This window comes from Pseudomonas sp. SG20052, from assembly GCF_031766055.1.
Taxonomy (GTDB): Bacteria; Pseudomonadota; Gammaproteobacteria; order Pseudomonadales; family Pseudomonadaceae; genus Aquipseudomonas; species Aquipseudomonas mandelii.
This window is the reverse complement of the sequence record NZ_CP134498.1, coordinates 677,200-690,778: the sequence shown is the minus strand read 5'-3', so window position 1 is coordinate 690,778 and position 13,579 is coordinate 677,200. Positions and strand designations below refer to the sequence as shown.

Genomic DNA, 13,579 nt, shown 5'->3' with positions numbered 1-13,579 from the left:
CTGACCCTCACAGGCCAATCTGAAACACCCCATCCCGAACTGACTTACACCACCCCCTGTAGGAGCGAGCCTGCTCGCGATTGCGGTGTGTCATTCAACATTCATATCGACTGACACACCGCAATCGCGAGCAGGCTCGCTCCTTCAGGGGATTTTGTTAGTCCAGGGGCATCACGGTGACGCGGACCTCGGGGTCGTGATTGCCGCCCCCCAGAATCACCCCACGCAACGGCGACACATCGGAAAAATCCCGTCCCCAGGCCAGGGTGATGTGCTCCAGCGCCGGTTGCACATTGTTGGTCGGATCAAAATCCACCCAGCCCAGCAGCGGGCAAAACACCGAAACCCAGGCATGCGAGGCATCGGCACCGATCAGTCGTGGCTGGCCGGGCGGTGGCTGAGTCAGCAGGTAGCCGCTGATGTAACGCGCCGCCAGTCCACGGGAACGCACGCAAGCGAGCATCAGGTGCGCGAAGTCCTGACAGACCCCGCGCCGACGTTCCAGCACCTCCACCAGCGGCGTTGCCACTTGAGTCGCCTCGGCGTCGAAGGTGAATTCGCTGAAAATCTTCTCCATCAACGCCTGGACGCCCAGCAACAAAGGCTGTCCCGGTGGAAAACAGCTTTCCGAGAATTCGACAAAGTTGCGCTTCAGATGCACATAGGGCGATTCAAACCGGTAACGGCACGCTTCCAGTAAATCTGTAGAAAGCGGCTGACTGCTGTAGGTCAGCGCATTGCGGGTTTCTTCCCACGCGGGGGATTGATTGAAATCCAGCGTTGGCCGGGCCAGCACCTCGACCGTGAGCCGGGCGTTGACCAGCAATTCATCATGCGGCCGCTCAAACGCCAAGCGGGTGAGCGGATTGCCAAATACATCCAGCTCATCCCGGCGCGAGGTCGGGTCGGGACTGATCTGCAAGTGTTGTTCAGTGCAACGCTGCCAGGCACAGGCCCGTGGCCACAGGTGCGCGAGTTGCTGTGCCAGGGACACCGGGCTGTCGTAGTGATAATGGGTGTCGTGGAGAATCTGGTAACGGGCGCTCATCAGACGGACACCGTGCGCTGGCTGACATCATCGACATGGGCGAAATGGCGCAAGGCCAGACGATCCGACACTTGCCCGCTGGCATCGGCGATCTCTTGCAGCAAATCGGCCAGACCGTTGATGGCGGCGCGAACGCTGGCTTCGCCGAACAACGAATTCTCCAGGCAACCCAGATCGAACCGCGCCAGACGCTCTACCAGTTGCGGCAGACCGGCTTCGCGAGGCACGCCAAAATCATCGTTCAAGCGTTTCAGGGTGCGGGTCACCAGTTTTAACTGGAACAGCACCGCATGAGGGTTTTGCTCGTCGAGTAGCAAAAGGTCGAGCACCGGAATCAACTGCGCCACCGCCAGGTACCGCGAGCGGTATGTGATGCTGCTGTTGCCCAGTTCCAGCAGCCATTCCAGCCCAGCCTGATCGAAGGCACCGGCACCGCGCAGAAACGCCGCCAGGCTGGCGCTGAGAAATTGCAGCCGCTCGATCCGCCGGCCAATCATCAGGAAACGCCAGCCTTCATCCCGGGTCATGTCGTCCAGGGCAAAACCGGACAGTGCCGCCAAGGACATCACCAGCCGGTTGAGGAAGTCCAGCAACTCACCGAAATCCGGCTCTTCGGTTTCCAGCTCCATGGCTTCGCGCTGCAATTCCACCAGCGCCTGCCAGTTTTCCCGCGAGAGCTTGCCGCGCACTTGCGAGGCGGCCCACTGCAAGCGCTGCAAATTGGAGCGCAGGCTGAAGGGCCAATCATCGCCGAGTAACGCCGCCAACAACCGCTCGGGCAACTCACCTTCGTCTGGCAACAGATTGAGGCGCTCGCCGAGGTCGACCGCCGCGTCCAGGGCCTGCGGGTCATCGCCATCGACGTAGCGCGCCAGCATGATCCGCAACAATCGCGCGCTGTTATCACAGCGTTCGCAATAGCGGCCAAACCAGAACAGGTTCTCGACCACCCGCGACGGCAGGTACGGATCGCGCCGAACCAGATCATGCACACCGATCGTGCGCTGGGTTTTCCATTGCTCGCCGCTCGGCGGACGATCCCCCAATACCCAGGTGTCCTTACTCGCACCGCCGCGCTGCATCGACACCACTTCCGCATCCGCTTCGGCGGCCACCCGGGTCAATCCGCCCGGCAACACCCGATAACCGTCTTGACTGGCCACCGCATACATACGCATCCCAATGGCTCGCGGTTGCAGCTGACCGTCCTCGGCCTGCCAGATCGGTGCCTGGGACAATTGCGCCAACTCTTGCGCAACATATGCATAAGGCCGCGCCTGCATGCGCTCAGCCAAGGCCTGACGCTGTTTTTCACTCAAATCGCGGCCAAATACAGGGGCGAAGCTTTGCGACGGGAAGGCGGGTTTGATCAGCAATTCCGGCAGTTTCTCCAGCGCCTGGGCCAGCACCGGCGCTTCGCCACACCACCACGTCGCAATGGACGGAAGGATCAGTTCTTCGCCGAACAGGAATTGATTGATCTTCGGCAAAAAGCCGAGCAACCCCGGCGACTCGAGTACTCCGCTGCCGAGGGCATTGGCCACCAGCACGCGCCCCTGCCGCACGGCTTCGAGCAAGCCCGGCACACCGAGTGCCGAGTCGGTACGCAGTTCCAGCGGATCGCAGAAATCATCGTCGAGCCGACGCATGATCGCGTGAACCCGACGCAGGCCACTGAGGGTCTTCAGGTAGACCGTGGCATCGCGCACCGTGAGGTCGCCGCCTTCCACCAGTGGATAACCGAGCTGGCGCGCCAGATAGAGATGTTCGAAATAGCTTTCGTTGAAACGCCCCGGCGTCAGCAGCACGATCAGTGGCGCGTCTTCATCGTTTGGCGCCTGGCGGACGAGGGTTTCCTGGAGTGTGCGGAAGAACCCGGCCAGGTGCTGCACCTTCAGGTCGCGATACAACTCGGGAAAGGCTCGGGACACGATGGTGCGGTTTTCCAGCGCATAACCGGCACCGGAAGGCGCTTGAGTCCGGTCCGCCGTCACCCACCAACGACCGTCCGGCGTGCGCGCCAGATCCACGGCGTACAAATGCAGAAAAGCCCCGTCCGGCGGCGTAATACCCTGACAGGGCCAGAGGAAATTGTTGTGGCCAAATACCAGTTCCGCCGGCAACAGCCCTTCGGCAATCAATCGCTGCGGGCCATAAAGGTCTGCCAGCACGGCATTCAACAACCGAGCTCGCTGGGCAATCCCGGCCGATAACTGCTGCCACTCATCTGCCGCAATCACATGCGGCAGCAGGTCAAGCTCCCACGGCCGATCCGCGCCCTTGGGGTCGGCGTAGACGTTGTAGGTCACGCCGTTTTCCTGGATCTGCCGGGTCAACAAAGCCTGACGCTGCACCAATTGCGCTGGCGTGCTGCGTTGCAATTGGTCGAACAACCGGCGCCAGTGGGGGCGCACGGCGCCGCTGTCGTCGAGCAGTTCGTGATAAGTGCCCGCCGTCAGCGGGTAGCGGTCAAGCAGGTCAGGCATGGAAAGCTCGGCAGACAGCAAAGAACGGTCAGACTAACGCAGGCTCATGACGCCCGGATAGACGAAAAATCCGAGCGTCGTGTACGGTTTAGAAACGTCGTAAATCGAGCGTCATCGGCAGCTCGTCATTAATTTCCAGAATCGGTATCGGAAGTTTCCCCGGGCTGTGTCCGATGCGGAAGAAACGCGCCATCCGTCGGCTCTCGGCCTCATTGGCATTCACCGGCAAGCTGTCGTAATTACGCCCGCCCGGATGGGCGACGTGGTATTGACAGCCCCCCAGCGAACGCTGCATCCAGGTGTCGAGCAGGTCGAACACCAACGGCGCGTGGACCGGGATGGTCGGTTGCAGGCAGTTGGCCGGTTGCCAGGCGCGGAAACGCACGCCGGCAACGAACTCGCCGACGCGGCCGGTCGGCTGCAACGGTACGGGAACGCCATTGCACGTCAGCAAATAACGCTGCGGTGCCAGACCGGTGAGCTTCACCTGCAAGCGTTCCAGCGACGAATCCACGTAGCGCACCGTGCCGCCGACCGCGCCCTCCTCACCCAGCACATGCCAAGGCTCCAGCGCCTGACGCACTTCCAGCTCGATGCCGCTGACGGCGTAATCGCCGACCTTGGGAAAACGAAATTCCAGATGCGCGGCAAACCACTCTGCGCGCACGGGATAACCGGCGGCATTGAGATCGACGATCACATCGGCGAAATCCTGCTCGATAAAGTGCGGCAGCAGGAACCGGTCATGCAGCTCAGTGCCCCAGCGCGCCAGTTTCGGCGGCGCATACGGCTCGCGCCAGAACCGCGCCACCAGCGCCCGCAGCAGCAACTGTTGCGCCAGGCTCATGCGCGCATGCGGTGGCATTTCAAAGGCGCGCAACTCAAGCAATCCAAGCCGACCCGTCGCGCCATCCGGCGAATAGAGCTTGTCGATGCAGAACTCGGCGCGGTGCGTATTGCCGGTCACGTCGATCAGCAAGTTGCGCAGCAACCGGTCGACCAGCCACGGCGCACACTCCTCGCCCGGCTCCGGCATCTGGGCGAAGGCGATTTCCAGTTCGTACAAGGCATCGTTGCGTGCTTCATCGACACGCGGCGCCTGGGACGTCGGGCCGATGAACAAGCCGGAAAACAGGTAGGACAAGGAAGGGTGGTTATGCCAATAACTGATCAGGCTGCGCAGCAGGTCGGGACGGCGCAGAAACGGTGAGTCAGCCGGCGTCGCGCCACCCAGGACGAAATGGTTGCCGCCGCCAGTGCCGGTGTGCCGGCCGTCGATCATGAATTTCTCGGTGGTCAGTCGGGTCTGGCGCGCTTCTTCGTAGAGGAACTCGGTGCGCTCGACCAGCTCATCCCACGTGGCGGACGGCTGCACATTGACCTCAATCACGCCCGGGTCAGGGGTGATACGGAAGTTGCTCAAGCGCGGATCGCTCGGCGGCTCGTAGCCTTCCAGCAGCACCGGGCAATGCAGTTCCTGCGCCGTGGCCTCGATCGCGGTGACCAGTTCCAGATAATCCTCGACCCGTTCCAGCGGCGGCATGAACAGGTACAACCGACCTTCCCGTGCCTCGGCGCAGAATGCGGTGCGGGTCAGCCAGTCGGCGGATTCATCGATTTTCAGTTCCCGCTCGACCGCTTCGGCCGGTGCTCCCGGACTGTTCAACTGCTGAGTGTCTGGTAGCGAGGGGAATGCCTGATTCGGATCGTTAGGATGGATGAACGGATACTCCGCCGCTTTTACCCATGGCTGCGAGCCCAACGGAAGCCGATAGCCCAGCGGTGAATCACCGGGCACCAGTCGGCAGTGCTCGTCACGCAGGTACCAGCGACCGCTCTGCCATTGATCACCCTTGGCGGTGCGCGCCAGCGGCAGGACCTGACCGATCACCTTGTCCAGGCCCTGGCTGAAGACTTTACGCAGGCGGGCCCGCTCCAGCGGTTCTTCAAGACGCGAGTCTTCGGCGCTGACGTTCAGCGGCAACGTGCCTTCGCGCCAGAGGTAATAGAAATTGTCTTCGTAGGCGGGAAAAACAAAGCGTGTCGGAATTTTCAGGCGTTCGGCGACACTCGACAGAAAACGCCCGGCCAGTTCGCCATCGGCGCCGTAGTCTTCCTGCTCATCGGCAATCAGTGCGCTGTTGTGCCAGATCGGCACGCCATCGCGCCGCCAGTAGCAGTTCAGCGACCAGCGTGGCAGTTGTTCGCCGGGATACCACTTGCCCTGACCGAAATGCACCAGGCCTTTGGGCGCGTAGTGTTTGCGCATGCGCTGGAACAGCTCGGCGGACAGCCGACGCTTGTCCGGGCCAAGTGCAGCGGTGTTCCACTCGGCGCCGTCCGGATCGTCAATGGAAACAAACGTCGGCTCGCCGCCCATGGTCAGGCGCACGTCGCCCTCCAGCAGGTCGGCATCGATCTGCCGCCCCAGCGCCTGGATCGCCAACCACTGATCTTCGGTATAGGGCTTTGTTACTCGCGGCGCTTCCCAGATCCGCTCCACGGACATTTCGTGGGTGAACTCGCACTCGCATGGTTCCACCAGGCCACTGATCGGTGCCGCAGAGCCCGGATCGGGGCTGCACGCCAACGGAATGTGTCCTTCACCGGCAAACAGCCCTGACGTCGCGTCCAGGCCGATCCAGCCGGCGCCAGGCAAATAGACCTCGCACCAGGCGTGCAAGTCGGTGAAATCCACTTCCGTGCCCGAGGGACCGTCGAGGCTTTTGACGTCGGCGGTCAGCTGGATCAGATAACCAGAGACGAAGCGCGCCGCCAGCCCGAGGTTACGCAGCAACTGCACCAGCAACCACGCCGAGTCACGGCAGGAACCGGACGCATGTTCAAGGGTGTGTTCGGGGGTTTGCACCCCCGGCTCCATGCGGATCAGGTAGCCGATGTCTTCGCTCAGGCGCTGATTGAGCGCCACGAGGAAGTCGACGCTCGGCAGCGGCGTGCGGTCGATGCCGTCCAGATAGGCCTTGAACTTCGGCGTCAGGGGCAAAGTTTCCAGGTATGGCGCCAGTTCCTTGCGCTCATCCGAGGCGTAGGTGAACGGGATCTTTTCCGCGTAGGGCTCAAGGAAGAAGTCGAACGGATTGAACACCGCCATCTCCGCCAGCAGATCGACCTCGATGCGCAGCTCAGCGGTTTTCTCCGGGAACACCAACCGCGCCAGGTAATTGCCCTGGGGGTCCTGCTGCCAGTTGATGAAATGCTGCTCGGGGGAGACTTTCAGCGCATAGGACAGAATCCGCGTGCGACTGTGGGCGGCCGGGCGCAGGCGAACGATCTGCGGACCGAGCTCGACGGCGCGGTCGTAGCGGTAATGCGTGACGTGGTGCAATGCGACATGAATCGACACGGCGTGCCTCCTGCGAGCCTTAAGCGTATTGGGAAAGCGCGCAAGACTTATGCCATCCAGCAGCGCTGGCGCTTTCTTCGATTGCTTGAGGCAGTACAGCACCAAAATCGGGCGATGCGGGAAATTGGTTTGAGAGGATTGCACGCAAATGTGGCGAGATACCTACGATCGTTCCCACGCTCTGTGTGGGAATGCAGTCCGTGACGCTCCGCGTCACTGGACGCGGAGCGTCCCTTGAGGCATTACCACGCAGCGCGTGGGAACGATCAGCAGACAATAAAAAACGCCAACCCGAAGGTTGGCGTTCTGTTATCAGCGGTCAGCGATTAGCGCGGCACTACCGGCTTGCGCGCAGGCTTCGGTCCCTTGCCTTTGGCCGCGTCCTTGCGATCTTTGGCCGCCTGTTGGTTGCGGGCGAATGCCGCCGCCTTGGCCTGTTCACGCTTGTCCCACGGATTGCCGCCATCGCTGGCACGCGGTGGCAGGCCGGTGTGCTGGGTCAGGATCTTGGTGGTTTTTTCCCCTGCAACCTTGTGACTGCCGGCCGGCGTCGAGTTCTTGCGACGGGCGCTCTGGTAGCTGTCGGTCGCCGGCTGATGCAGCGGGATCAACTGGTTCTTGCCCGGCCCGATCAGGTCGGCGCGGCCCATGCGGGTCAACGCTTCACGCAGCATCGGCCAGCCTTTCGGGTCGTGGTAACGCAAGAACGCCTTGTGCAGGCGACGCTGCTCTTCGCTCTTGACGATGGTCACGGCGTCGCTCTTGTAAGTGACCTTGCGCAGCGGGTTCTTGCCCGAATGGTACATCGCGGTGGCAGTGGCCATCGGCGACGGGTAGAACGCCTGCACCTGGTCGGCGCGGAAGCCGTTGCCCTTGAGCCACAAGGCCAGGTTCATCATGTCTTCGTCGGTGGTGCCCGGGTGGGCGGCGATGAAGTACGGAATCAGGTACTGCTCTTTCCCGGCTTCCTTGGAGTACTTCTCGAACATGCGCTTGAACTTGTCATAGCTGCCGATGCCCGGTTTCATCATCTGGTTGAGCGGACCTTCCTCGGTGTGTTCCGGGGCGATCTTCAGGTAACCGCCGACGTGGTGGGTCACCAGCTCTTTGACGTATTCCGGCGACTCGACCGCGAGGTCGTAGCGCAGGCCGGACGCGATCAGGATCTTCTTCACACCCGGCAAGGCACGGGCGCTGCGGTACAGTTGAATCAGCGATGAGTGATCGGTGTTCAGGTTGGGGCAGATGCCCGGGAACACGCACGACGGCTTGCGGCACGCGGATTCGATTTCCGGGCTCTTGCAGGCGATGCGGTACATGTTCGCAGTCGGGCCACCGAGGTCGGAAATCACGCCGGTGAAGCCTGGTACCTTGTCGCGGATCTCTTCGATTTCGCGAATGATCGATTCTTCGGAACGGTTCTGGATGATCCGGCCTTCGTGCTCGGTGATCGAGCAGAAGGTGCAGCCACCGAAGCAGCCACGCATGATGTTCACCGAAAAGCGGATCATGTCGTAGGCAGGAATTTTTTCCTTGCCATACGCCGGGTGCGGAACCCGTGCGTAAGGCATGCCGAACACGTAGTCCATTTCTTCAGTGGTCATCGGAATCGGCGGCGGGTTGAACCAGACGTCGACTTCGCCATGCTTCTGCACCAGGGCGCGGGCGTTGCCCGGGTTGGTTTCCAGGTGAAGCACGCGGTTGGCGTGAGCGTACAGAACCGCATCGCCACGGACTTTCTCGACCGAAGGCAAACGAATCACGGTTTTGTCGCGGGTCATTTTCGGGCTGGCCAGGATCTGCACGACCTTGGCTTCGCTCGGGTCTTCAACCGGGCCTTTTTCCTGCTCGATCGCGCAGGCCTGGGTGTCCTGGGTGTTCACGTACGGGTTGATGATCTTGTCGACCTTGCCCGGACGGTCGATGCGCGTGGAATCGACTTCGTACCAGTCTTTCGGCGTGTCACGACGGATGAACGCGGTGCCGCGCACGTCAGTGATGTCTTCGATCTTGTGACCGAAGGACAGACGCTGGGCGACTTCGACGATCGCACGCTCGGCGTTGCCGTAGAGCAGGATGTCGGCGCAGGCGTCGATCAGGATCGAGTTGCGCACCCGGTCCTGCCAGTAATCGTAGTGGGCGATGCGACGCAGGGAAGCTTCGATGCCGCCGAGCACGATCGGTACATTCTTGTAGGCTTCCTTGCAGCGCTGGCTGTAAACCAGGCTCGCGCGGTCCGGACGTTTGCCCGCCAGGCCACCCGGGGTGTAGGCGTCATCGGAACGGATTTTCTTGTCGGCGGTGTAGCGGTTGATCATCGAATCCATGTTGCCGGCCGCGACACCGAAGAACAGGTTCGGCTCGCCGAGCTTCATGAAGTCGTCTTTGGACTGCCAGTTTGGCTGGGCAATGATCCCGACGCGGAAGCCTTGCGACTCCAGCAGCCGGCCGATGATTGCCATGCCGAACGATGGATGGTCAACGTACGCATCACCGGTGACGATGATGATGTCGCAGGAATCCCAGCCAAGCTGATCCATCTCCTCCCTGCTCATCGGCAGGAATGGCGCCGGGCCGAAACATTCGGCCCAGTACTTGGGATAGTCAAATAACGGCTTGGCTGTTTGCATGACGATGACCGGTGTTGAGATGAAAAATCGCGGGCGCGGAATATAGCACAAAAAACAACCAATTCCGACGGCTATGGTCGGAAATTGCGGCGCCCGTTTCGCGCAAAGATCCAGAGGCCAGGCGCAACCCTTGTGGCGAGGGAGCTTGCTCCCGCTGGGCAGCGAAGCGGCCCCAAAACCTTCGACCGAATTTTTCCAGACGGACCGCATTCCTCAGCTTTGCGACTGCTGCGCAGCCGAGCGGGAGCAAGCTCTCTCGCCACAGGCAAGCGTCCTGCCTGGGCGTTACTCGTCGTCGAAGTTGTAGCTGCCCGGTGCGAGGTTTTCGAAGCGGGTGTACTTGCCGATGAATGCCAGCCGCGACGTTCCGATCGGGCCGTTCCGCTGCTTGCCGATGATGATCTCGGCGATGCCTTTGTGCTCGGTTTCCGGGTGGTACACCTCGTCCCGGTACACGAACATGATCACGTCCGCATCCTGCTCGATCGCTCCGGATTCCCGGAGGTCGGAGTTGATCGGCCGTTTGTTCGGTCGCTGCTCCAGGGAGCGGTTGAGCTGGGACAACGCCACCACCGGGCAGTTGAATTCCTTGGCCAGGGCCTTCAAGGAACGGGAGATCTCGGAAATCTCGTTGGTCCGGTTGTCACCGCCCGAACCCGGGATCTGCATCAATTGCAGGTAGTCGATCATGATCAGGGCGATGTCGCCGTGCTCACGCACCAGGCGTCGGGTCCGCGCACGCATTTCCGACGGGCTGATGCCGGCCGTATCGTCGATGAACAGTTTGCGATCGTTGAGCAGGTTGACCGCCGAGGTCAGGCGCGGCCAATCGTCGTCGTCCAGGCGACCGGCACGGACCTTGGTCTGGTCGATACGGCCGAGGGACGACAGCATACGCATGATCAGCGATTCGCCTGGCATCTCGAGCGAGTACACCAGTACGCACTTGTCACTGCGCAACACGGCGTTTTCCACCAGGTTCATCGCAAAGGTGGTTTTACCCATGGATGGACGGCCGGCGACGATGATCAGGTCAGACGGTTGCAAGCCACTGGTCATTCCGTCGAGGTCGGTGTAACCGGTGGACAGACCAGTAATGGCGTTGTCGGTGTTGAACAAGGTGTCGATGCGGTCGATAGCCTTGGTCAACAGGTCATTCACACTCACCGGGCCGCCGGTCTTTGGCCGGGCCTCAGCGATCTGGAAGATCTGGCGCTCGGCTTCGTCGAGAATCTCTTCAGCGGTACGGCCTTCCGGGTTGAAGGCACTGTCGGCAATTTCGGAGGCAATGCCGATCAGTTGGCGCAAGGTTGCCCGCGCACGAACAATCTGCGCATACGCCTTGATGTTGGCGACGGACGGCGTGTTTTTCGCCAGCTCACCCAGGTATCCGAGACCACCGACCTGCGAGGTCTGACCTTCCTTGTCCAATTGCTCGGCAAGGGTCACGACGTCGATGGGGGAGTTCTGGTCGGCGAGCTTGGCGATCGCGCGGAAGATCAAACGGTGGTCATGCCGATAGAAATCGCCGTCCGACACTTGATCCAACACGCGTTCCCAGGCGTTGTTGTCCAGCATCAAACCACCGAGCACGGCCTGTTCGGCCTCGATGGAATGCGGCGGCACCTTCAGGGCAGCGGTTTGCAGATCGTATTGCTCGGGAGCGGAGATATCGTTCATGGCCACTAGAAATTGGGGGTTTCAGAAAGACAAAGGGCACGACCTGTAAACAGGATCGTGCCCGATGTTACCGGCAAGCACCCGAGGGTGCCAGCCGACAAGTGCTGCTTAAGCTGCTACCACGACAACGCGTACGGTGGCTTCAACTTCGGCGTGCAGGTGCACGGCTACGTCGAATTCGCCTACGTTGCGGATGGTGCCGTTCGGCAGACGAACTTCGCTTTTTGCCACTTCAACGCCAGAGGCGGTCAGTGCATCAGCGATGTCGTGAGTACCGATCGAACCGAACAGCTTGCCTTCGTCACCAGCGGTGGCAGTGATAGTCACTTCCAGCTCAGCCAGTTGGGCGGCACGGCTTTCAGCCGAAGTTTTACGGTCTGCTGCGGCTTTTTCCAGCTCAGCGCGACGCTCTTCGAACGCAGCCAGGTTGGCAGCGGTCGCAGCGGTAGCTTTGCCGTAAGGCAGCAGGTAGTTACGACCGTAACCAGCCTTAACGTTTACTTTGTCACCCAGGTTGCCCAGGTTGGTGACTTTTTCCAGAAGGATCAGTTGCATGTGAAAATCCTCTTAACTTTTAACCTTCACCGTTCGCGCTATCGACGTCTTTCGGCGTCGAACGACCGCGAAAATCAATCAAGCTGTCGACGATGGCCAAGACCACCAGCAACGGATAGATCAGCTGCATGAACAGCAACAGCGTGACGTACAACCCCACCAGCCAGAACCTGGCCAGTCGCTTTTGCGCCACCAGCCCGTGAATCAGGGCCAGCCCGGCGAACACCAGCGGTACGCTGCACAACGGCGTCAACATGGCCATCTGTGGACCGATATTCGGCCCCAGAAGCATGAACGCCAGCAGCAACATCGCTGGTAAAAGCGGGAATCGGATGGCGCGAAACTCGCGACCAAAACCACCCGGGTTGTACAACAACGCCTGCCAGTAGCGCCCGACAATCAGGCTCAGCACACTGACGATTTGCAACAAGGCCGCAATCAGGCCGGTCAGGACCGGTGCAATCAGGGACGCAAAATGCGCTTGCTCGTCTACCGACAACTTCTGGTAGACATCACCGAGTAGCGACGGCATGACTTTTATCAAAGCCTGCGCCAGCATCTCGATTTGGGGAGCAAAAACTGTCCCCAGCACCACTGCAAACACCACTCCCATCGCTATGCTGACCAGCAGCACGCGGTTCCAGGACTCGCTTGCGCGCAAAACCAACGCAAGGCTCGAAGACCCCAGCAGCACCAGAAGTGCCCGTGGGTCATCGGAGTAAAGCCACCAGATCAACGCCGGCAGCAGCCCCAGAGCAAGTACGCCAATGGCGTCCTTCAATCCGCGCCGCAGGAGCACAAGGCATCCGGCGGCAGCACCCAACCAATACAACAACGGCAGTATTGCGCATCCAGCCACTACCAGAGTGGCCTGCATACGGCCGCGCATGATGAACTCAGCTAAGGCGCGCATGCATTCAATCCTTTGCTACGTGTCGACTGCCCGGTCTCAGCGGCCGTGGCTGTCGGTGTAGGCCAGCAGGGCCAGGAAGCGGGCGCGCTTGATAGCGGTGGCCAGCTGACGCTGATAACGAGCTTTGGTACCGGTGATGCGGCTTGGAACGATTTTGCCGGTCTCGGATACGTAGGCTTTCAGAGTGTTGAGATCTTTGTAATCGATCTCTTTCACGTCTTCAGCGGTGAAGCGGCAGAATTTACGACGACGGAAGAAACGTGCCATTTGATAGGCTCCTTAAAAGGTCCGTGGATTACTCGTCAGCGTTATCGCTGTTGTCGCTGTCATCACTATCAGCGCTTTCAGCGCCTTCGTGCTCAGGACGGTCGCGACGCTCACGGCGCTCACTGCGGTTTTCTTCAGCCTTGAGCATCTCGGATTGGCCGGTAACGGCTTCTTCGCGACGGATGACCAGGTTACGGATCACTGCATCGTTGTAGCGGAAGTTGTCTTCCAGCTCGGCCAGGGCCTTGCCAGTGCACTCAACGTTCAGCATCACGTAGTGAGCCTTGTGAACATTGTTGATTGCGTAGGCCAGTTGACGACGGCCCCAATCTTCCAGACGGTGGATTTTGCCGCCGTCTTCTTCGATCAGCTTGGTGTAACGCTCAACCATGCCGCCGACTTGCTCGCTTTGATCCGGGTGGACCAAAAAGATGATTTCGTAATGACGCATGAATGCTCCTTACGGGTTGTAGCCTGCCGTTCAAAAACGGTCAGACAAGGAGTGAATGACACTTATGGACTTGCTTGCGATAGACACGTGAGTGCCTGCCGTCACAGCAAGGGGCGCAATTGTAGAGAAGGGATAGAAGAGGCGCAAGGCAATTGGTGATTATTTGAACAGTTCGTTCGCACCGC

Annotated in this window: 9 protein-coding genes; all 9 read right to left on the bottom strand. The window is 60.5% G+C overall.

Annotated features, from left to right (window positions below):
- Positions 1-157: 157 nt before the first annotated feature.
- Positions 158-1,048: a transglutaminase family protein gene (locus RHP74_RS03095; RefSeq protein WP_311097755.1), complete on the bottom strand. Its 891-nt coding sequence runs from the start codon at positions 1,046-1,048 to the stop codon at positions 158-160.
- Entirely contained in the window at positions 1,048-3,534 is a 2,487-nt protein-coding gene (locus RHP74_RS03090) for a circularly permuted type 2 ATP-grasp protein (RefSeq protein WP_154912015.1), read from the bottom strand. The genes RHP74_RS03095 and RHP74_RS03090 overlap by 1 nt, the downstream gene beginning before the upstream one ends.
- Positions 3,535-3,622: 88 nt before the next feature.
- Positions 3,623-6,898, bottom strand: a complete 3,276-nt coding sequence (locus tag RHP74_RS03085) for a transglutaminase family protein (RefSeq protein WP_311097753.1) — start codon at positions 6,896-6,898, stop codon at positions 3,623-3,625.
- Positions 6,899-7,224: 326 nt separating this feature from the next.
- Complete coding sequence (locus tag RHP74_RS03080) at positions 7,225-9,528, bottom strand: YgiQ family radical SAM protein (RefSeq protein ID WP_077748929.1); 2,304 nt, start codon at positions 9,526-9,528, stop codon at positions 7,225-7,227.
- 285 nt (positions 9,529-9,813) lie between these two features.
- Complete coding sequence (gene dnaB / locus RHP74_RS03075; RefSeq protein WP_010464182.1) at positions 9,814-11,208, bottom strand: replicative DNA helicase; 1,395 nt, start codon at positions 11,206-11,208, stop codon at positions 9,814-9,816.
- Positions 11,209-11,316: 108 nt separating this feature from the next.
- Positions 11,317-11,763 (bottom strand): 50S ribosomal protein L9, encoded by a 447-nt coding sequence (gene rplI, locus RHP74_RS03070; RefSeq protein ID WP_003197251.1) that lies wholly within the window; start codon positions 11,761-11,763, stop codon positions 11,317-11,319.
- 19 nt (positions 11,764-11,782) lie between these two features.
- Entirely contained in the window at positions 11,783-12,676 is an 894-nt protein-coding gene (locus tag RHP74_RS03065) for a hypothetical protein (protein WP_010464187.1), read from the bottom strand.
- Positions 12,677-12,712: 36 nt separating this feature from the next.
- A complete protein-coding gene (gene rpsR / locus RHP74_RS03060) occupies positions 12,713-12,943 on the bottom strand; it encodes a 30S ribosomal protein S18 (RefSeq protein WP_002551829.1) in 231 nt (76 codons plus the stop codon).
- Positions 12,944-12,971: 28 nt separating this feature from the next.
- Positions 12,972-13,394 (bottom strand): 30S ribosomal protein S6, encoded by a 423-nt coding sequence (gene rpsF / locus RHP74_RS03055; RefSeq protein ID WP_003217491.1) that lies wholly within the window; start codon positions 13,392-13,394, stop codon positions 12,972-12,974.
- Between the last annotated feature and the right edge of the window lie 185 nt (positions 13,395-13,579).

Coding starts and splice junctions, on each gene's coding strand:
- RHP74_RS03065 (WP_010464187.1), bottom strand. CDS start 12,676: ATGCGCGCCTTAGCTGAGTTCATCATGCGCGGCCGTATGCAGGCCACT.
- RHP74_RS03080 (WP_077748929.1), bottom strand. CDS start 9,528: ATGCAAACAGCCAAGCCGTTATTTGACTATCCCAAGTACTGGGCCGAA.
- RHP74_RS03095 (WP_311097755.1), bottom strand. CDS start 1,048: ATGAGCGCCCGTTACCAGATTCTCCACGACACCCATTATCACTACGAC.
- RHP74_RS03090 (WP_154912015.1), bottom strand. CDS start 3,534: ATGCCTGACCTGCTTGACCGCTACCCGCTGACGGCGGGCACTTATCAC.
- rplI (WP_003197251.1), bottom strand. CDS start 11,763: ATGCAACTGATCCTTCTGGAAAAAGTCACCAACCTGGGCAACCTGGGT.
- rpsR (WP_002551829.1), bottom strand. CDS start 12,943: ATGGCACGTTTCTTCCGTCGTCGTAAATTCTGCCGCTTCACCGCTGAA.
- dnaB (WP_010464182.1), bottom strand. CDS start 11,208: ATGAACGATATCTCCGCTCCCGAGCAATACGATCTGCAAACCGCTGCC.
- rpsF (WP_003217491.1), bottom strand. CDS start 13,394: ATGCGTCATTACGAAATCATCTTTTTGGTCCACCCGGATCAAAGCGAG.